The organism is Pseudomonas sp. FW507-12TSA (assembly GCF_058781435.1).
Genome location: NZ_JBYSWT010000001.1, coordinates 154,961 through 173,378, shown reverse-complemented (window position 1 = coordinate 173,378; position 18,418 = coordinate 154,961). Strand labels below are relative to the sequence as shown.

At 65.2% G+C, this 18,418-nt stretch carries 15 protein-coding genes and 1 pseudogene; 2 read left to right on the top strand and 14 right to left on the bottom strand.

Annotated elements, in window-relative coordinates; genetic code table 11:
• Positions 1-65: 65 nt before the first annotated feature.
• Positions 66-1,979 carry an ankyrin repeat domain-containing protein gene (locus AC3WK8_RS00830; protein ID WP_085594097.1) on the bottom strand — a complete coding sequence of 638 codons (1,914 nt, stop codon included), beginning with the start codon at positions 1,977-1,979 and terminating at the stop codon, positions 66-68.
• Between the two features lie 71 nt (positions 1,980-2,050).
• Complete coding sequence (locus AC3WK8_RS00825) at positions 2,051-3,043, bottom strand: AraC family transcriptional regulator (protein WP_085594100.1); 993 nt, start codon at positions 3,041-3,043, stop codon at positions 2,051-2,053.
• 198 nt (positions 3,044-3,241) lie between these two features.
• Here AC3WK8_RS00825 and AC3WK8_RS00820 point away from each other — a divergent pair, with 198 nt between their 5' ends.
• Positions 3,242-3,787: a hypothetical protein gene (locus AC3WK8_RS00820; RefSeq protein ID WP_246195893.1), complete on the top strand. Its 546-nt coding sequence runs from the start codon at positions 3,242-3,244 to the stop codon at positions 3,785-3,787.
• Between the two features lie 72 nt (positions 3,788-3,859).
• Here the strand turns inward: AC3WK8_RS00820 and AC3WK8_RS00815 are convergent, their stop codons facing one another.
• From AC3WK8_RS00815 to AC3WK8_RS00800, 4 genes are all read right to left on the bottom strand, one after another.
• Positions 3,860-4,864 (bottom strand): asparaginase, encoded by a 1,005-nt coding sequence (locus AC3WK8_RS00815; RefSeq protein WP_085594105.1) that lies wholly within the window; start codon positions 4,862-4,864, stop codon positions 3,860-3,862.
• Positions 4,865-4,968: 104 nt separating this feature from the next.
• A complete protein-coding gene (locus tag AC3WK8_RS00810) occupies positions 4,969-6,408 on the bottom strand; it encodes an alanine/glycine:cation symporter family protein (protein ID WP_022641923.1) in 1,440 nt (479 codons plus the stop codon).
• Positions 6,409-6,787: 379 nt separating this feature from the next.
• Positions 6,788-8,017, bottom strand: coding sequence for a hypothetical protein (locus AC3WK8_RS00805; protein WP_207245022.1), 1,230 nt, complete (start codon positions 8,015-8,017; stop codon positions 6,788-6,790).
• Positions 8,018-8,582: 565 nt separating this feature from the next.
• Positions 8,583-9,815, bottom strand: a complete 1,233-nt coding sequence (locus AC3WK8_RS00800) for a hypothetical protein (RefSeq protein ID WP_085594109.1) — start codon at positions 9,813-9,815, stop codon at positions 8,583-8,585.
• Here AC3WK8_RS00800 and AC3WK8_RS00795 point away from each other — a divergent pair.
• Positions 9,804-10,061: a hypothetical protein gene (locus AC3WK8_RS00795; protein ID WP_143494491.1), complete on the top strand. Its 258-nt coding sequence runs from the start codon at positions 9,804-9,806 to the stop codon at positions 10,059-10,061. The genes AC3WK8_RS00800 and AC3WK8_RS00795 overlap by 12 nt on opposite strands.
• Positions 10,062-10,256: 195 nt before the next feature.
• On the opposite strand, the gene AC3WK8_RS00790 is transcribed toward AC3WK8_RS00795, so the two are convergent.
• The 8 genes and pseudogenes from AC3WK8_RS00790 to AC3WK8_RS00755 form a co-directional block, all read right to left on the bottom strand.
• Positions 10,257-11,216 (bottom strand): PDR/VanB family oxidoreductase, encoded by a 960-nt coding sequence (locus AC3WK8_RS00790; protein WP_103326188.1) that lies wholly within the window; start codon positions 11,214-11,216, stop codon positions 10,257-10,259.
• A gap of 53 nt (positions 11,217-11,269) precedes the next feature.
• A pseudogene (locus AC3WK8_RS00785) lies at positions 11,270-12,304 on the bottom strand (Rieske 2Fe-2S domain-containing protein).
• Positions 12,305-12,325: 21 nt separating this feature from the next.
• A complete protein-coding gene (locus AC3WK8_RS00780; protein WP_085594115.1) occupies positions 12,326-12,553 on the bottom strand; it encodes a recombinase-like helix-turn-helix domain-containing protein in 228 nt (75 codons plus the stop codon).
• A 26-nt stretch (positions 12,554-12,579) separates the two neighbouring features.
• A complete protein-coding gene (locus AC3WK8_RS00775; RefSeq protein WP_103326189.1) occupies positions 12,580-13,545 on the bottom strand; it encodes a VOC family protein in 966 nt (321 codons plus the stop codon).
• The gene (locus tag AC3WK8_RS00770; RefSeq protein WP_085594120.1) at positions 13,542-15,038 is read right to left on the bottom strand and encodes an aldehyde dehydrogenase; all 1,497 of its coding nucleotides are present in this window, start codon (positions 15,036-15,038) and stop codon (positions 13,542-13,544) included. The genes AC3WK8_RS00775 and AC3WK8_RS00770 overlap by 4 nt, the downstream gene beginning before the upstream one ends.
• Positions 15,039-15,130: 92 nt before the next feature.
• Positions 15,131-15,934 (bottom strand): aspartate dehydrogenase, encoded by an 804-nt coding sequence (locus AC3WK8_RS00765; RefSeq protein ID WP_103326190.1) that lies wholly within the window; start codon positions 15,932-15,934, stop codon positions 15,131-15,133.
• Between the two features lie 10 nt (positions 15,935-15,944).
• Positions 15,945-17,627 (bottom strand): thiamine pyrophosphate-binding protein, encoded by a 1,683-nt coding sequence (locus tag AC3WK8_RS00760; RefSeq protein WP_103326218.1) that lies wholly within the window; start codon positions 17,625-17,627, stop codon positions 15,945-15,947.
• The gene (locus AC3WK8_RS00755) at positions 17,620-18,417 is read right to left on the bottom strand and encodes an SDR family oxidoreductase (protein WP_085594125.1); all 798 of its coding nucleotides are present in this window, start codon (positions 18,415-18,417) and stop codon (positions 17,620-17,622) included. The genes AC3WK8_RS00760 and AC3WK8_RS00755 overlap by 8 nt, the downstream gene beginning before the upstream one ends.
• Position 18,418 lies beyond the last annotated feature (1 nt).

Genomic DNA, 18,418 nt, shown 5'->3' with positions numbered 1-18,418 from the left:
AGATTGCGTGACCGAAATTCGCCCCTGGAAGGGGCATGGCGCCCCATCGCGGGGCGCCACGTGTTTCAGCCTGCGGGCGCTGTCGGCACGAAGCGTTGCAGGACCTGGAGCATGTCCTCGCGTTTTTTCCGGGCGATGGCCTCCAGCAGCAGGGCGTAGCCCTTTTTCTCGCAGCGCTGGCCGACATTCGGGTCGGCACCTTTTTCCAGCAACAGGGTGAAGACCTCCAGGGTGTCTTGCTGGCTGACGACGCGCGACGTGTCGTCGGCGGAGATCTTGTCGGCCAGTAAAGTCAGCAGGCTCTGCCCCATGGGCTGGTTGTAGCAGGTACCCCCGCCATAGCTCAGGTTGAGGTTGGCACCGGCGTTGATCAACAGCTTCATGGCCGGATAGTTGTTGCCCCAGAAGGCCCGGTACAGAGCGGTTTCCTGGTCTTTTGCGGTGCGCAGGTCCAGGTTCTGCGGGTGTTGCAGCAGCCAGGTGAAGCCCTTGAGGTTGCGCTCCTGCTCCGCCAGTTGCATCAGCGGAGTGCGGCCTTGGTAATCCTGTTCGTCAATGGCGACCCCGGCTTGCAGCAGGAACTTCAAGCGTCCGCCCTGCTCGAGGTCGGGGCCATCCTTGAGGTCGCGGCGCATGGCCAGCATGGCCAGGGTGCTCCAGCGATACTGGCCGCTGGTATGGGCGCCGTTGGCCAGCAACAGCCGGGCGATCTCCAGATGCGGGGCATCCAGGGCATGCAGCAGGGCGCTGCGGCCATCCTCGGCCATGACTTCGCCGCTGACGCCACCGGCCAGCAGGCGCTTTACCTCGGCTTCGTCACCGGCGTGCGCCGCGGCCACCAACGGCCAGAAACCCTGGCACGCCTGTGGGTTGGCAGATTGCAGGCCCAGGCGCTGGAGCACCCGGGGCGGGATGCTCATCTGGCGTTGCAGGCGCATGCCGCAATACAGCCGATAACCTTCGATGGCCCGGCCCTGGGGAATGTTGTCCAGGGGCCGCTGTTCGAACAGCGCCCAGTCCAGGTCGGCCAGGTTGAGGTAGGTCGGCATGCGCGACATGTCTCGGCGCAGCACCTCCACCAGCCAGCCGCGGGCGACCTTCAGCTGGCCGGCCTCGCTGGCCCAGTAGGCGATGTCGTTGAGCAGGCCGGGGTATTCGCTGTGGTCGGTGGCGATGCTGCGGTAGTCATGAACCGCGAAGAAGTCCTCCACCTGGCGGATGCCCGGCCCTTTGTCCTTGGCCTTGCGCAGTTGCGCGTGGAGTTGGCGGAACTGCTTCCAGACAGCGTCCGCGTCCGCTGGCGGGACATAGGCCTTTAGGGTGATCGGGCCGCCGCCGCTGTCGAAAGGCCGGAACCACGGTGGAAACTTCTGCAGGGCTTGCAGCCATTGCTGTCCGGTTTCGGCACTGATGGGCTGCAGCGGAGTGAAGTCCATCTGCGTCAGGTCCTGGCGATGACTGATGGCCAGCAGCGTGCGCTGCGGATCGCGCTGGTCGATCAGCAGGTAGCGTTGGCTGAGGTTCCATTGCGGCGGCACCGAACAGTCGAAGTCCAGGGGCGTCAGGGTGATGCCGGTATCCAGGGTATTGCTGGGAGGCCAGTTGTCCGTGACCTGGATGTCATTGTCCGGCGACACGCAGTTGCGCAGATCTTCCGGGCTGAACAGCGCTATGGGCGGCGACTTGTAGATGCGCTGCCGGTAATCCAGGTCCTGGTAGGCGTTGAGGTAGAACAGCCCGCGATACTGGCTCAGCACGATCCGCGCCGGCAGCTTGGCCAGGCCCGGCAGCGCGAAGGGCTTGATCTGCAGGGTGGCGGTTTCCGGCTCGTCGAGGGCGAAGTGGCTGGACATCTCCCACCACTTGAATTTCGCCAGGTCGAATGCCTGGGCGACGGGTGCTGCGGCGAGCATCAGCAGCGCCAGGCCGACTCGACGAAGGCCGATATGCCTGGCGGCGCTGCCTGTGGATAGATTCAACGTTGCCGTCCCTTGCCGGTATGAAAGGCCGGCAATGTAATGCAATTGGCGCCTTCATGCCGGGGTTTGTGTCAGGGCCGGAACTGGCTCGGCGCCACGCCGCTCCAGCGGATGAAAGCATGGCGAAAGCTCGCGGTCTCGCTGAAGCCCAGGGCCTCGGCGATGCGGTAGATCGGCAACTGGTCTTCGCAGAGCATCTGCTTGGCTCGCTCGAAGCGCAGTTCGTCCAGCAGTTCCTGGTAGCTGCAGCCCAGGTCCTTGAGATGCCGGCGCAGGGTTCGGGCCGAGCAGTTCATCTGCTGGGCCAATCCGTCCAGGCCGGGAGCGGCGTCCAGCTGCGCCGCCAGCAACTGGCGGATGCGCCCGAGCCAGGCCTGGCGCCCGGTGAACTCGGTGTTCTGCTTGCGACAGCGCTCGGCCATGGCCTGGTGGGTGATGGCATCCGCCAGGGGCAGCGGTTGGTCGAGCCAGCGCCGGTCGAAGGCGAAGGCATTGCTGGCGGCATCGAACTCTAGGGGGCAGTCGAAGCGTTCGCGATAACGAGCCTGGTAGTCCGGTGCCGGATAGTCGAAGCGCGCGCCGATCAGCGGCAGCGGATGCCCCAGCAGGTCGTCGCAGATGACCTTCATCGAGACCAGGCAGAACTCGGTGTTGAACGCCGCCAGGGCCGGGCATTCGCGATAGTCGGCGGCCGTCAGCCAGATACGCGGTCCGTCGGCTTCCAGGGTCAGCTCGAAAAGTGTTCCCATCAGCGCCGGATAGCGCAGCGCCAGGCGCAAAGCGTCACCTAAGGTGGCACTGGTGAGCAGCGCGTAGCCGAGCATGCCGTAGGACGACACATGCATGCGCCGGCCCAGTTCCAGGCCGATATCGCGTTGCAAGGCCACGGCATTGGCGCACACCAGCATCTCCTGGCTGGTGGTGATGCGGGTGTCGGCGCGGCTCAGGTCGGTGGGGTTTATACCGCTGCCGGCCAACAACGCGCCGCCGTCCTGCCCCTGGTCCTTGAAGGTGTTGAGGATCAGGGAAACCGCATTGAGGGTGGTGAGGTGCGAGTGCAGCATGCGCAGATTCCGACCAGGGAAAGACCTTTGAGCGGAGCAAGTTGCATGCCGCCTTCGACAGGACCTGCGGTTTGCCAGCCAGCGGCATGGGGCATTTCGGGCGTTGCGTGGTTAGTGACTTGGCGCTTTGATTGGTGCAACCTGCCTGTCATTCACCGCCGGAGGTGGCGGTGCAGCAACCTCGATAAAGGATTATGTATGACCCTCACTCCTGCGCGTTCCCTGCTCCTGGTGTCCGGCTTGCTCCTGAGTTCGCTGTGCCTGGCCGAGACTGGACCAGGCAGCGAAAGCACCCTCAAGGACTCTGCCAAGTCAGCCGTCTCGTCAGCCATTTCGGCAGGCAAGAACCTCTTGGGTGGCGTCAGCGAAGGCGTGCTCGATGGTCGCCAATCGGCGCAAGGCGTCGACGGCGCCTCGATCATTTCCTCCCGCGAGCAAATGAAGGGTCGCGTCGACGTCCAGGTATTGAAGACCGAAGCCGTCGGCGACAGCTTCAACGTCACCCTGGGCTTCAAGAACAGCAGCGACAGCCAGTTGCGGCTGATCAACCTCAAGCAGACCGGTGCCCTGCTGGCGATCGACCAGGACGGTTATGCCAACAACCTGACTGTCAGCCTCGACAACCCGGATGAAGTCACCATCCCGGCCAAGGCGGCAGTGCGGCAGAAGTTCGTGTTCGAAGGGCCGATCGAGAGTTCGAGCTCGGTGCGGGTCTGGGGCCAGGATTACTCGGTCAAGAAGTAACCTGGCCGTCACCCTCTGTTCGTCATCGAGCCGGCAGCTAGCGCAGTAGCTACCGGCTCCCGAGCCTGAGCTTCAGCTCAGCTCGCCACACAGGTCCAGTTCGACCAGGCGCCGTACCTCGGCGGCCGGCAACCCGGCGCCCAGCAAGGCATCGAGCTTGCCGAAGGCGGCTTCGCGGGTCATGCCGCCGCCGGACAGCACGCCCACGCCGCGCAGGCGGCTGCCGGCCTCGTAGATATCCAGCTCGACCCCGCCTTCATGGCACTGGGTTACCGCCACTACGACGATGCCCTGGTCCTGGGCGCGCTTGAGGCTGGCCAGGAACGCCGGGTTGTCGCTGGGGCCGGTGCCGCTGCCGAAGCACTCCAGCACCAGGCCCTGGATGCCGCTGGCGAGCACGCCATCGAGCACGTCGGCGCCGATACCGGGGAACAGCGGCAGCACGCCGACCTTGGCCGGCTGCCGGGCCTGGCGGTAGTCCAGGCTTGGCGGGATGGCCTCGACCTGGGTGCCGCCACCCTTGCGCCGCAAGGCGGCGAACGGGTGCCGGCCGAAGCTGCGGATCTTCGCGCAGCGGGTCGGTGCCAGCAGCTCGCCATGGAAGTACAACTGCACGCCGGGCGCCAGGCCACGGCCGAGGGCCAGCAGGGCGCCGCTGAGGTTTTCCCAGGCATCGCTGTCGGGCACGCCGGCCGGCAGCATCGAACCGGTGAACAGCACCCGTGCCGGCAGGCCCAGCAACTGGAAGCTCATGGCCGCGGCGCTGTAGGCCAGGGTGTCGGTGCCATGCAGGATCAGCACGCTGTCGCAGCCCTCGCTCTGGACGGCCTCGACCACCGCTTCGCGCAGGCGCTGCCAGTACTCGGGGGTCATGTTGGCGCTGTCGATCAGCGGCGCCATTTCACGAAAGCGCCAGGCCGGTACCGGCAGGTCGGGACGGGTGTCGAGGTAGTCGCGCATCCGGGCTTCGAAGCCGGATGCCGGGGCCAGCCCGTCGGCACTGGCCTGCATGCCGATGGTGCCACCGGTGTAGAGCACCATGACGTGCTGGGCGGCAGGGTAGGTCGAAGGGTTCATGGGATTCTCCGAAACGGTGAGTTCCTGTGGGAGCGGGCAAGCCCGCTCGCACATTTATCGAACTGTAACCGACGGGTGCAGAGGATGCGCCCGTCGTTCACCCGTCAGCGTTGCGCTGTGGGCGCGCCTTGCGGCTCGGCCTGGGCGGCGGCCGCAGGTTCGGCGGGCCAGGCCTTCAGGTCCAGGTCCAGGTCGGCGAATTTGCGCGAGTCGAACACAGGCTGGTCGACGCCGGCGCGGCGCTGCTCGTCGTAGTCGCGCATCACGCGCATGCCGACCTTGAACAGCATGGCCAGGGCCACCAGGTTGACGAAGGCCAGGCAGGTCATGGTGATGTCGGCGAAGGCGAACACCGTCGACAGGTCCTGCATCGAACCCCATACCACCAGCGCCAGCACCAGGCCGCGGAACAGCATCAGCACGGTGCGGTTGCGGGTGAGGAACTGCAGGCTGTTCTCGCCCAGGTAGTAGTTGTAGAGGATGCAGGTGAAGACGAACAGCGACAGCGCGACGCTGACGAACAGCCGACCCCAGTCACCGACCACGGCAGCCAGCGAGTTCTGGGTCAGGACGATGCCGTCGCCTTCGAAGCCCGGGGTGTAGAAGCCCGACAGCAGGATCAGCAGTGCGGTGCAGGTGCAGATCACGAAGGTGTCGAGGAACACGCTGAAGGCCTGGACCACGCCCTGGGCGCCCGGGTGCTTCACGGCGGCCACGGCGGCGACGTTCGGCGCACTGCCCAGGCCCGCTTCGTTGGCGAACACGCCACGCTTCACGCCCATGACGATGGCGCTGCCGAGCAGGCCGCCGAAGGCCGGGTCGAGGCCGAAGGCGCTCTTGATGATGGTCTCCAGCATGGCCGGCACTTGTTCGATCTGGGTGCCGATCACGTACAGGGTCACGGCGATGTAGGCCAGGGTCTTGATCGGGACCAGCAGGTCGGACACCGCGGCGATGCGCTTGATGCCGCCGATGAAGGTGATGGCCAGCAGCAGCGCCAGGACGATGCCGGTGTGGCTAGGGTCGAAGGCAAAGGCGTCCTGCAGCGAATGGGTCACGGTGTAGGACTGCAGGCCGATGAAGGCGAAGCCGTAGGTGACCAGCAGCAGGATGGAGAACACCACCGCCATGCCTTTGAGCTTCAGGCCGTGCTGGATGTAGTAGGCCGGGCCGCCGCGGTACAGGCCGTCGCCATCGGCGCGCTTGTAGACCTGGGCCAGGGTGCATTCGAAGAAGCTGCTGGACATGCCCACCAGTGCGGTCACCCACATCCAGAACACGGCGCCCGGACCGCCCAGGGTCACGGCGATGCCGACGCCCGCGATGTTGCCTGCGCCCACCCGGCCGGCGAGGCTGAGCATCAGCGCCTGGAACGAGCTGAGCTGGCCGCCGCTGCTTTTCAGGCTGTCGCGGAACACCGCGAACATATGGAGGAAGTGGCGCAATTGAACGAAACGCGAGCGGATCGTGAAGTAGCCGCCGAGCCCGACAATGAGCACGATCAGCACTTTCCCTGAGAGGAAGTCGTTGATGACTTCGAGCATGGAGTATTCCTCGCTGTTTTTTGTGTAGGCAAAAGCAGAGCGGACAGAAACACCTTGTTACACCGCTGATTGCACGCACGGCAAAGCGGTGGGGCGAGTGTTCGTCCCGGTTCTCTATTCGCGGGTTGTTATTAGTTCGGGTTTCCCGTGGGTTGGAGCCTCGTTACCGACGGCTGTCCACGCGAAGAGGGGGCGCACTATACCGGTGCGCGGGCTTGCCGTCTGCATGTAGCGCGTCGAACCGAGGAACGGCAGGAGGGCGTGAGGCTGAATCGGTTCTTGTGAAATCTCCCCAAACCCTTGCGACAAGGGCCTGGAGAGAGGCTGCCGGCATGGCGGGCAGGCTTGCTCCCGTTCGTCCGCGCAGCGTTGGCGATAGTCAGAAGTAATAACCGATGTTCAGGTTGGTCCGGTAGTACCAGCGATTGCTGCCCGAGGACGTGGCGCTGGTGAAACCGCTGGCGTTTTCCGCGCCGCCATAGGGGTTGGCGTTCCTGGCCCAGGTCAGGTCGAGCCAGGCCATCACCGGCATTGCCAGGAACTGCGCGCCCAGGGTGAACATCTGCGAGTCGTCCCACTCGCGCTGGTCCTTGCGCATCAGGCTGTAGTCGCTGTAGAGCTTGATCTTCTTCAACTGGCCCAGCCGCGGGGTGTGGATGTCGTATCCCAGGTTCAACGCGCCCACGCTGGCGCGGGCGGCGATCAGGTAGGCCGGAGTCAGGCCGTTGCCCCCCATGAGCACCGAATGCTTGCTGACACCTGTGGGATTCTTCGGATCGAACTGGTAGCGGATGGCCTGGCTGGTCAGGGTCCAGGGGCCGTGGTTGACCACGGCATGCAGGCCCACGGCCCAGTAGTCACCGTTGTCCCGGGTGCTGGCGTTGTACAGCCGGGCGCTGGCCAGGGAGGCGCCGATCTCGGTTTTCCAGTCTCCCTGGGTGAGGGTCCTGGCCAACCGGGCATTGAGTTGATGGCGTTTCTCATTGTCCTGGCGCGATTGCACGGCGGCGATGGCGTTGTCGTCCAGGTCGGCGTAGCGGCCCACCTCCGGCGAATAGCGCAGGCTGCTCGGCAGCATGCGCGGGAAGTAGGCCAATTGCAGGTCCCAGTCCGCATCCTTGTAGCTGTACTTCAAGCCACTGCCGGCACTGGAGCCGTAGCCGAGGAAAAACGGGATGTGATAGCTCCAGCCGAACTGCGGGTAAGGCTCCAGCCCGAATGGCTTGAACGGTGCCCCCAGTTGCAGGCTGGCCTGGGGGCTCAGCCGGTAGCCGATGAAGCCGCGGTCGATGGAGCGCTTGCCATCGTCCTGGAACCAGTAGCCCAGGTCGCTGTAGAAGTCGCGGTGCCGGCCCTGGATATCCAGGCGGAAGGTATCGAACAGGAACCGGCCGTTGTTCTCGGTGGTGTCCCAGTGTTCGTCGCGGTAGTTGATGCGCAATGCGCCGCCGATATCCAGGCTGCTGTGACCATCCGCGCTGTTCCAGGAAACATGCGGGAAGGGCTTGTTGGCGGCATTGAGGCGCACCGGCTCGGAAGGTACGGGTTCGGCGGCGAAACCGCTGCAACCGATCATTGCCAGGCAGGCGCCCAGGACATGACGCTTCATCTTGACCTCTCCTTTGATAAGAGCCGCTCTTTTTCCGGCAAACCGCGCCATTGCCCGGGTTCGACGAGGGGCTGGGCGGTGGTTGGTTTTATCGGTGAACCGCTGTTTTCCCCATGAGCCGCCAGGGCCGTGAGCAGAAACCGTGCCAGTGGTTTTGAGTGCCCTGTGCTTTGAATTTATCTTTTAAAAACAATTGTTTAAATGCGAAACGCAAGGCTTGTACAGCCCTTGGAACATGCGCTGCCGGCGGTAACGGCGGCGGCTGCGCAAGTGCGTCTTTATTGCACCTTGGGTGCTACCCCGAGGGCTGGGCGTTTTGCCTGTGAACCAGCGCCGGACGAAGCACAGGCAAGAAAAAGGTCTGGTTCCCGGACCGGCCTGAAGACTTGGCCGGTACGCGGGCCTGGCGCCTGCATATAGCGCATCGAGCCGAGGAGTGGCAGGAGTACGGGACGCTGCATCGGTTCTTGTGAAAGCTCTCCAGACCCTTGCGCCCAGGGCCTGGAGAGAGGCTGCCGGCATGGCGGGCAAGCTTGCTCCCGTGCGTCCGCAGCGCTGGCGAGGGTCAGAAGTAATAACCGATGGTCAGGTTGGTCCGGTGATACCAGCGATTGCTGCCCGAGGACGTGGTGCTGGTGAAGCCGCTGGCGTTTTCCGCGCCGCCATAGGGGTTGGCGTTCCTGGCCCAGGTCAGGTCGAGCCAGGCCTTCACCGGCAGCGCCAGGAAATGCGCGCCCAGGGTGAACATCTGCGAGTCGTCCCACTCGCGCTGGTCCTTGCGCATCAGGCTGTAGTCGCTGTAGAGCTTGATCTTCTTCAACTGGCCCAACCGAGGGGTGTGGATGTCGTACCACAGGTTCAACGCGCCCACGCTGGCGCGGGCGGCGATCAGGTAGGCTGGACTGAGGCCGTTGTTACCCATGAGCACCGAATGCTTGCTGACACCTGTGGGGTTCTTCGGATCGAACTGGTAGCGGATGGCCTGGCTGGTCAGGGTCCAGGGGCCGTGGTTGACCACGGCATGCAGGCCTACGGCCCAGTAGTCACCGTTGTCCCGGGTGCTGGCGTTGTACAGCCGGGCGCTGGCCAGGGAGGCGCCGATCTCGGTTTTCCAATCGTCCAGGATGAAGGTCCTGGCCACCCGGGCGTTGAGCTGATGGTGTTTTTCATTGTCCTGGCGCGATTGCGCGGCGGCATTGGCGTTAGCACTCAGGTCGGCGTAGCGGCCCACTTCTGACGAATAGCGCAGGCTGCTCGGCAGCATGCGCGCGAAATAGGCCAATTGCAGGTCCCAGTCCGGGTCCTTGTAGCTGTACTTCAAGCCGTTGCCGGTACTGGAGCCGTAGCCGAGGAAAAACGGGATGTGATAATTCCTCCAGTCGAACTGCGGCGTGGCATCCAGCCCGAATGGCTTGAACGGTGCCCCCAGTTGCAGGCTGGCCTGGGGGTTCAACCGGTAGCCGATGAAGCCGCGGTTGATGGAGCGCTTGCCATTGTCCTGGAACCAGTAGTGCAGCTCGCTGTAGAAGTCGCGGTGACGACCCTGGATAGCCAGACGGAAGCTGTCGAATAACCAGCGACCGTTGTTTTCCGTGGTCTGCCAATGCTCGTCGCGGTAGTTGGTGCGCAATGCGCCGCCGATATCCAGGCTGCTGTGGCCATCCGCGCTGTTCCAGGAAACATGCGGGAAGGGCTTGTTGGCGGCATTGAGGCGCACCGGCTCGGAAGGTACGGGCTCGGCGGCGAAACCGCTGCAACCGATCACTGCCAGGCAAGTGCCCAGGGCATGACGCTTCATCTTGACCTCTCCTCTGCTAAGAGCCGCTCTTTTGTCCGGCAACCCGCGCCAGCCCACTGGTTCGGCGAGTGGCTGGGCGAGGTCGGTACTGGCGGCTTCAGGTCATGGGCGCTGGTTGGTTTTATGGGTGAAACGCTGTTTTCCCATGAGCCGCCGGGGCCGGAGCAGAAACTGTGCCAGTGGTTTGCAGTGCCCTGTGCTTTGGATTTGTCTTTTAAAAACAATTGTTTAGATACGGAACGCTAGGCTTGTGCAGCCCATGGAGCGAGCGCTGCCAGAAGTAACGGGCGAGGCTGGGCAAGTGCGTCTTTATTGCACCTTGGGTGCTACCCCGAGCGCTGGGCGTTTTGCCGGTGGACCAGCACCGGGCGAGGCACAGGCAAGAAAAAAGGCCGGTCCCCGGACCGGCCTGAAGCCTTGCAGTGAAGCCGGGGCGCTGCTCTACAGGTCCAGCACCAGGCGTTGGCTCTTGCAGCCGGAAACGCAGACCATCATCGAGCGGTTGGTCGCTCGCTCGGTCTTGCTCAAGACCGCATCACGGTGGTCGATCTCACCCTCCAGGACGCGAGTCTCACAGGAACCGCAGACACCCTCCTGGCAGCTATGGTCGATGTCGCAGCCAGCATCCAGCAGCACCTGCAACAAGCTTTGGCCAGAGCCGACCGCGAGGGTACGCCCGGATTTGCGCAGCTCCACGCTGTACTGGCTGCGGGCGTCTTCACTGGCGGCGATCTCGCCGGCACTGAAGCGCTCGATGTGTGCGTGGGCATAACCCAGGCGCTCGCAGGTATTTTCGAAGGCATCGAGCATGGGCGTCGGCCCGCAGCAATAGAAATGCGTGTCGCCCGGATAGCCGGCCAGGTAGTTCGCCAGGTCCGGGGGCAGGCCCTGCTCGACGTCGAAGTGATAACGCACCGTTGCCCCGAGCTGGTCGATGGTCGCCACCAGCGCCGCCTCTTCGCGGGAGCGGGCGCAGTAAAGCAATTCGACGGATTTTCCCAGGGCCAGCAACTGGCGCAACATGCAGTAGATCGGCGTGATGCCGATGCCCCCGGCCACCAGCACGCTGTGCCCGGCGCCAAGGTCCAGGGCGAAGTTGTTGCGTGGCGCCGAGATCGGCAACGTCATGCCTACCCGTAGCTCGCTATGGATGTACTCCGAACCACCGCGGCTGCTGCGATCGCGCAGGATGCCTATGTGGTAGCGGTCCTCGTCGCTGGGGGCGTTGAGCAGCGAGTAGCTGCGCACCAGGCCGTTGCCCAGGTGCAGGTCGATATGGGCGCCGGCCTCGAAAGCCGGGAACCGGGTATCGCCCACCGGCCGCAGCTCGATGCTGATGATGCCCTGCGCTTCATAGTGCAGGCTTTGCACCCGGGCGTTGAGGAGCGGGGATTTGCACATCGTTCACCTCTTTCAGGACGACGGTGGCGGGGTCGCTCCCCCGCCGGCCGGGCTCATGCCAGTTGCTTGGTATCGATCAGTTCCAGCTGGTCCTTGGCGGCGCTCTTCAGGTAGCGCCGCAAGCGCACCACGCCCAGGTCATGCTGGTAGAGGTTTTCCCGCTGGTTGGCGTCGGCCTCCATGAACTCCAGCAGCACCCGGTCCTGCTCCAGCACCACCCAGTGGCGCGCCTCCAGGCGGTTCTTGTAGAGAAAGCGCCAAGTGTCGCGCTGCCAGCCGGTCAGGGGCCGGCAGCGCCAGTGGAAGACTGCGGCCAGGCTGCGGCTGGCCGGGGTGTAGCTGCCGATGATGGTGAAGTTGCCACCCGGGCCGCCGGTCTTCGGATAGGGGATTTCCAGGCGTAGCCAGTGGCAGCCGTTGTCGAGGAACTCGGTCCAGTCGAAGTTGACCCCGCGCTGGCCTTCCTTCTCGAAGACGAAACCCTGTTCGGTATCGCGGGTGATGAAGCGTGCGGTCGCTTCGCCCTCGCTCATGGAGTGGGACATCTTGTGCAGGTAGGTGCCATGCATCGGGTCCATGACGTTGTCCAGCACATAGCGATAGTCGCCTTGCCATTCGGTGTAGCAGAGGAAGCTGCTCTATTCGGGGCTGCTCAACTGCTCCGGCAGCACCAGTTCCGGCGGCTGTTCCAGATGCGGGTCGCTGGCGTTGAACAGGAAGATCGCCCCGGCGGCCTCGCGGGTATGGAACATGCGTGTGGGCCGGCTGCCTTCCAGCTTGCAGCCCGGGCTGCCGGGTACCTTGAGGACAGTGCCATCGCAACGCACTTCGATGCCGTGGTAGGGGCATTGCAGGCGATCGCCCAGCACCGGCCCCTGGGACAGCGGTGCACCACGGTGTGGACAATGATCTTCCAGGGCATGGACGCTGCCATCGTTGTCGCGCCACAGGGCGATCTTGTAGCCCAGGCGGCGGATGGAAACCGGTTTGTCGCCCACCTGGTTCGCCGGCAGTACCGGGAACCAAAGGTCCTTCAGGCCATTGGCCAGGTGTTGTTCAACAGGATCGACGGTCAGTTGCAGGTTCATTTCTTATTGTCCTCCGAAGGGTCATTCGCCCAACCGCGCCATCAGGGTTTTATAGGCATCGGTCGTCCATTGGCCGCTGGTCAGCGGGCACGGCGGTCCGGCCTGGTCCAGATGCGCGAGCAGCGCCGGCAGTTCGCTGATGCCATTGCCGAAGGCGCGTTCGATGGAGTCTCCCAGCAGGTCTTCGAACGGCGTGCTGGGGCGCTTGCGAGCCTGGTGCGGCTCCAGGTACGGGGCAGGGGTGGTCATTGCATGGGCTCCTTTACAGGTTCTGCTCAGGTCTTGGGTTTGTCGGTCAGGAACTTGCCCTGGGGCGCCTCGACGTGCTGCTGGCGCCGGGTGTGGCCGTCGATGCCGCCGGCGATCGCCCATTCGGCGAACACCGTCGGGCCAGGTTCGAAGCTGCGCGGTTGCCATTCGCCGGTCAGCTGGTCTTCGTCGGCGTAGTACTCCACCAGTGCGCCGGCAGGGCTCTTGAAGTACCAGAAGAACGCCGATGAGACCGGGTGCCGGCCCGGACCGATCTCGGTGGCCCAGCCGCTGCGGGAAATGTGCATGCCGCCGCCGAACACCTCATGCACGTCGCGCACGGTGAAGGCCACATGGTTGAGTCCGGCCCTGGGGGCAGGCAGTTGCAGCATGAACAGGTCGTGGTGGCCACCTTCCTCGGCGCTGCGCAGGAAGGTCCCGCGGTTGGGGTAGCGATCCGAGGCCTCAAAGCCCAGGCGCTGGTGGTAGAAGGCTTCGCAGGCATTCACGTCAGTGACGAAGAACACCACATGGCCCACCTCGATCGGGGTCGCGCGTTCGTAGATCGGTGCCGGCTTGTTGATCCGTCCCTTGACCTGCCAGGTGTTGTGGCCGCTGCACTCGATATCCAGGGGGCGCTTGCGACTGACCTGCAGGCGGATCGCCAGGCCGTTGGGGTCGGTGCAGCCGATGCGGCCGTCGCCCTCGACGAACCCCGGATCGTTGGCGATGCGTTGCCGGTACAGATCCAGGTCGGCGGCGCAGGACACGCCCCAGACCACTTCGCGCACCGTGGACCCGGCCTCGATGGCCGCAGGCAGGGCCGGGTCGTCGAGATGTGCCAGCACCACCCGGCAGCCGTTGAGGGTTTCGAACACCGCCCGGTCGCTGCTCTGTTCGACCAGGTCCAGGCCCCAGTCGCTGAAAAAGCGCGTGCAAGTGGCGAGATCCTCGACCCCGTAAGTGACTTCGTCGATGCCAAGAACACTCATGGCGCTACCTCGCGCGACAGGCCGGCCCAGGCCAGCGGTTGTTGATTCATGCCCCAGTACAGGCTCTTCTGCTCCATGTACTGGAGGATTCCCAGGCGCCCCTTTTCCCGGCCCAGGCCGCTGTCACGCCAGCCACCGAATGGGGTGGAAATGGAGAATTGCTTGTAGGTGTTGATCCACACCGTGCCGGCCTGGAGCTTGCGCCCCAGGTCCCAGGCGCGTTTGTAGTCGCGGCTCCAGATGCCGGCGGCGAGGGCGTAGAGACTGTCGTTGGCTTGCTCGAGCAGCTGTGCTTCGTCGGTGAATGGCAGGGCCACCAGTACCGGGCCGAAGATCTCTTCCTGGCAGACCTGCTGGCGGTTGCTCAGGCCTTCGAGAATGGTCGGTGGGTAGTAGAAGCCCCGTTCGTAGGCAGGCCCGCCGAGGCGTTCGCCACCCAGGCGCAGGCAGCCGCCAGCCGCGAGGCCCATGGCCACGTAGCGTTCCACCGATTGACGGTGCTCGGCGCTGATCAACGGTCCCATCTGGGTCCGCTCGTCTGCCGGATCGCCGACCCGCAGCTGGCTCGCCGCGTCCACCAGCCGCTGCATGAACGGGTCGTACAGGTGTTGGGCGACGAACAGGCGCGAGCCGGCGATGCAGGACTCGCCCGAGGAACTGAAGATCCCGTACAGCACCCCGGCCACGGCATGTTCGAGGTCGGCGTCGTCGAGCACGATGGTCGGCGACTTGCCGCCGAGCTCCAGGGATACCGGCATCATCTTGTCGGCGGCGATATGGGCGATGTGCTTGCCGGTGCGGGTGCCCCCGGTGAAGGACACCCGCTTCACCAACGGATGCCGGGTCAAGGCGTCGCCCAGCAGCGAACCCTTGCCCGGCAGCACGCTGAGCAAACCCTTGGGGAGCCCGGCTGCATCGCAGATATGGGCCAGTTGCAGGGCTAGCAGCGGGGTGATTTCCGCCGGCTTGAGCACCACCGCATTGCCGGCGGCCAAGGCGGGAGCCACCTTCTGTGCCTCGCTGGCGATGGGCGAGTTCCAGGGGGTGATCGCCGCGATCACGCCCATGGGCTCGTACAGGCTCATGCTGACGAAGTCCCCCCGGGAAGGGGTGATGGTTTCCTCCAGGGTTTCACAGGCAGCGGCGAAGAACTGGAAGGTACCCGCGGCGCTGGCCACCAGGGCCCGGGTTTCATTGATGGGCTTGCCGTTGTCCTGGCGCTGCAATTGCGCCAGGTCCTCGCCGTGCTGGCGGATCAGCTCGGCGATGCGATACAGCACCGCAGCCCGTTCATGGGGTTTGCGCTGGGCCCAGCCGCTATGCAGGAACGCCTGGTGTGCGCCCTGGATCGCGTCTTCGACATCCTGCAAGTCGGCGGCATTGAGCCAGGCCACGACTTCGCCGGTGGCCGGGTAGCGGCTGGCGTAGCGTTCGCCCCGGCCAAGGCGCCATTGGCCGGCAATGCAAATGGGTAAAGACGAGTCTATGGACATAAAAGAACCTCGTTGTAAGCGGCAAGCGGCAAGCGGCAAGCGGCAAGCGAAAGCCAGGGCCGCGCGGTGCGTTCCTGCTTGCCGCTGCTTGTTCATATCGATATGCCATGGGCGTGATTGCCCAGGGCCCGGATGATGCTGTAGACCGTCAGCGCCGAAGTCTTGGGGTTGGCCGCCAGGGGCCTGCCCCGCAGGTTCAGCTCGAAGCCGCCGAAGGCGCCGCGGGCCTGGAACTGATGAACGTTCTCCTCGCTGTGGGGATCGGCGATCAGGGTCACCCGGGTGCGATCCAGGCCGATCCCGGCCAGGGACAGGGTGGCGGCGACGTTGGCGTTGCGTGGATACAGGCGCGCGGCTTCCCGGGCGCTGCCCTGGAAGATCACCGTGGCTTCGCTGATGTGCTCCAGGTCGCAGGCCTGTTCACCGGGCGTGTTCTTCCAGGCTCGCGGTGGCTTGCGTCCGGTGTAGTCCACCGAGTCCAGGCCACCGACCCTGGCCGCCGATAGCGCATCGATGCCGCCAATGGCTCCGGGCAACAGTTCGATGCGGGTATTGCCGCGTTCGGCCGCGGCTTCCAGGCGCTCCACCAGGCCCGGCTGCGAGAGCGCGCCCACCGAGACGATCAGGCAGGCGATGCCTTTCTCCAACGCCGGCAGTACATGTTCCTCCAGGGCCTGGTGCCCGGCGCATTCGAGCAACAGGTCGGGGCGGGCGTCCTCCGGCAGGGCGGTGACCACCTGGGGTGGGGACGAGCGCCGGGCCAGGCGTTGGCCGATCGCCTCTTCGGAGCCGGGCGGGACTATCACGCGCTCCACCAGCAGGTGCGGGTCTTGTTCCAGCAACTCCAGCACGCCGAGGCCAATGGCCCCGCAGCCGATCATGGTGATATGCAACATGGCGCGCTCCTCAGGCGTTGGTTTTCTGGGCTTGGGTTTCACTATTGGGCGGTCCGGCGAAGCAGGTGGCGAAATTGCCCACGCTGAGCATGTCGACCTCCAGCAAGAACGGGCCGGGTTCGCCCTGGGCCCGGTCCAGGGCCCCGGCGAAGTCCTTGAGGTCGCTGACCAGGGCGTGGCGCAGGCCGATGGCCGCGGCCAGCTGGCTATAGTCCGGGGTGTGCAGGTCGACGTAGCAGTGACGACTGCCGTAGATCGCGTCCTGGATATTGCGGATGACCCCGTAGCGCTGGTCGTTCATCAGCAGGATCACCAGGTTGACGCGCTCCTGGACCAGGGTCGCCAGTTCCCCGAGGTTGAGGATGAAGCCGCCATCGCCGGCCAGGGCGAAGACCTTGCGCCGTGGAGCATTGACCGCTGCGGCCACGGCGGCGCCAATGCCCATCGCCAGGCCCTGGCCGATGCCGCCACCGAGGGCGTGGATCCCGGAGCGCGGGTGACAGAGGGTCAGCAGGCGGTTGCCCCAGATGCTGTTGGACAGGGTCACGTCGCGGACCCAGGTGAAGTCGCGGCCCGTGCCGGCTTGCAGCTGCTCGACCATGGCCGAGTAGGGGCCCAGGTCCGCTAGCAGTTGCTGGCGCGAGGAGGCGCGTACCGCCTTGAGTTCGGCGAGGAATTGCGGGTCGCCCCGCAGGCGTCCCTCGAGCCGCTCGGCCAGGCCTTCCAGGGCCAGGGCGGCGTCGCCGCAGACGAACAGCTCGCTGGCGTAGCTGCGACCTTCGATGGCCGGGTTGGCGTCGATGCGCAGGATCTTGCGCGGCAGTTTCAGGCTGTACTTGAAGGTTTCGTTGCTGCGCAGGCGCGAGCCGGCGACCAGCAATGCATCGCAGCTTTGCAGGAACTGCTCGACCTGCTTGTTCTGCGAGAAGGCGCCCAGGCAGCGTTCATCGTCTTCGTTGACCACCCCCCGGCCCTGGGTCGAGGTGATCACGCCAAGACCGAGGTCCATCAGGCGCTTGACCTGTGGGCCGGCATGCCGCGCCCCGCCACCGAGCCACAACAGTGGACGCCGGGCAGTGGCCAGGCGCTCGGCCAACTGGTCCAGGGCTTCTACGGCGGGCACCGCCAACGCCACCGGCAATGGCGACAGGTCGGCGGGCATGGGAATCAGGCTCGCCTGGATATCGATGGGGATCTCCACGCTCACCGGGCCGGTGGGCGCGGTCAACGCGGTCTGTACCGCCAGCTTCAGGGTGCTCAGGGCGGTTTCCACGCTGCGCACGCGAAAGGCCGCCTTGGATACCGCCTTGAGCATGGTCAGCTGGTCGCGGGCTTCGTGGATGTAGGCCAGCTCCTGGTCCAGATAGGGAGTTTCGATCTGCCCCGTGAGATGCAGGAGCGGAGTCCCGGCGGTGAGCGCCTCCACCAGGGCGCCAGCGGCGTTCCCGGCGGCGGTGCCGGTGGAGGTCAGGCATACGCCCAGGCCGCCGCTGGCCCGGGCATAGGCGTCGGCCATGTTGGTCGCGCCGGCCTCGCCCCGGGCCATCACGAAGCGGATGTTGCCGCGCACGGCGAAGGCATCGAGGATCGGCATGTTGTGGATCGAGATCACGCCAAAGGCGGCCTTGACCTCGCATTGTTCGAGAAAGGCGGTGATGACGGCACCGACGGTGACCATGGGTTCGTTACGCATGACGGCAGAGGCCTCCGGAAACATCGATATGGCTGCCTGTGGTGTAGGCCGACAGGGGCGAAGCCAGGAACAGGATGGCTTGGGCCGCCTCGGTGGGCTGGCCCAGGCGTCCCAGGGGAATCTGTTTGCGCAGGGCCAGCTGGCTGGTCCATTGCTCCCAGTCGAGGTCGTGCTGCTCCCGGGCCTCGAAGCGCCGGCGCCACTGCGCGGACTCCACCAGGCCGATGAGGATGCCGTTGACCCGGATATCCTCGGGTGCGAACTCGGTGGCCATGGAGCGCACCAGGTTCATGACCCCGGCACGCGCCGCGGACGTGGCCACCATGTGCGGTTCCGGCTGGCTGGCCAGCAGCGAGTTGACGCAGACGATGGCCGCCTGGGGCTGGCTGGCCAGTTGCGGCTTGAAGGCCCGCACCGGGTTGATCACCGAGAAGAACTTGAGGTTCAGCTCCTGGTTCCAGGCGTCGTCGCTGGTCTGGGCGAAGGTCGACACCCGACCCTGGCCGGCGTTGTTGACCAGCACGCTGGCCGGCCCCAGGGTCTCAAGGCTAGTGCTGGCGAAGGCGGCCACGGCATCGGCGTCCAGGACGTCGCAGGCCTGGGCGAGCAACGCCGCAGTGGGGAAGCGCCGACGCAGGTGCTCCTCGGCGTTGGCCAGCCGATCCGGGTCGCGACCGCAGAAGGCGACCTTGGCGCCGGCTTGCAGCAACAGTTCGACGCAGGCCAGGCCGATGCCCGAGGAACCGCCGGTAACTATGGCTACACGGTCTTGCAGTCGATAAGGGTGCATT

Bases quoted from the DNA above. Each gene is read 5' to 3' on its own strand.
- AC3WK8_RS00815 (WP_085594105.1), bottom strand. From the start codon at position 4,864: ATGAACCCTTCGACCTACCCTGCCGCCCAGCACGTCATGGTGCTCTAC.
- AC3WK8_RS00805 (WP_207245022.1), bottom strand. From the start codon at position 8,017: ATGAAGCGTCATGTCCTGGGCGCCTGCCTGGCAATGATCGGTTGCAGC.
- AC3WK8_RS00820 (WP_246195893.1), top strand. From the start codon at position 3,242: ATGACCCTCACTCCTGCGCGTTCCCTGCTCCTGGTGTCCGGCTTGCTC.
- AC3WK8_RS00770 (WP_085594120.1), bottom strand. From the start codon at position 15,038: ATGTCCATAGACTCGTCTTTACCCATTTGCATTGCCGGCCAATGGCGC.
- AC3WK8_RS00790 (WP_103326188.1), bottom strand. From the start codon at position 11,216: ATGTGCAAATCCCCGCTCCTCAACGCCCGGGTGCAAAGCCTGCACTAT.
- AC3WK8_RS00800 (WP_085594109.1), bottom strand. From the start codon at position 9,815: ATGAAGCGTCATGCCCTGGGCACTTGCCTGGCAGTGATCGGTTGCAGC.
- AC3WK8_RS00760 (WP_103326218.1), bottom strand. From the start codon at position 17,627: ATGCGTAACGAACCCATGGTCACCGTCGGTGCCGTCATCACCGCCTTT.
- AC3WK8_RS00825 (WP_085594100.1), bottom strand. From the start codon at position 3,043: ATGCTGCACTCGCACCTCACCACCCTCAATGCGGTTTCCCTGATCCTC.
- AC3WK8_RS00810 (WP_022641923.1), bottom strand. From the start codon at position 6,408: ATGCTCGAAGTCATCAACGACTTCCTCTCAGGGAAAGTGCTGATCGTG.
- AC3WK8_RS00755 (WP_085594125.1), bottom strand. From the start codon at position 18,417: ATGCACCCTTATCGACTGCAAGACCGTGTAGCCATAGTTACCGGCGGT.
- AC3WK8_RS00765 (WP_103326190.1), bottom strand. From the start codon at position 15,934: ATGTTGCATATCACCATGATCGGCTGCGGGGCCATTGGCCTCGGCGTG.
- AC3WK8_RS00780 (WP_085594115.1), bottom strand. From the start codon at position 12,553: ATGACCACCCCTGCCCCGTACCTGGAGCCGCACCAGGCTCGCAAGCGC.
- AC3WK8_RS00775 (WP_103326189.1), bottom strand. From the start codon at position 13,545: ATGAGTGTTCTTGGCATCGACGAAGTCACTTACGGGGTCGAGGATCTC.
- AC3WK8_RS00795 (WP_143494491.1), top strand. From the start codon at position 9,804: ATGACGCTTCATCTTGACCTCTCCTCTGCTAAGAGCCGCTCTTTTGTC.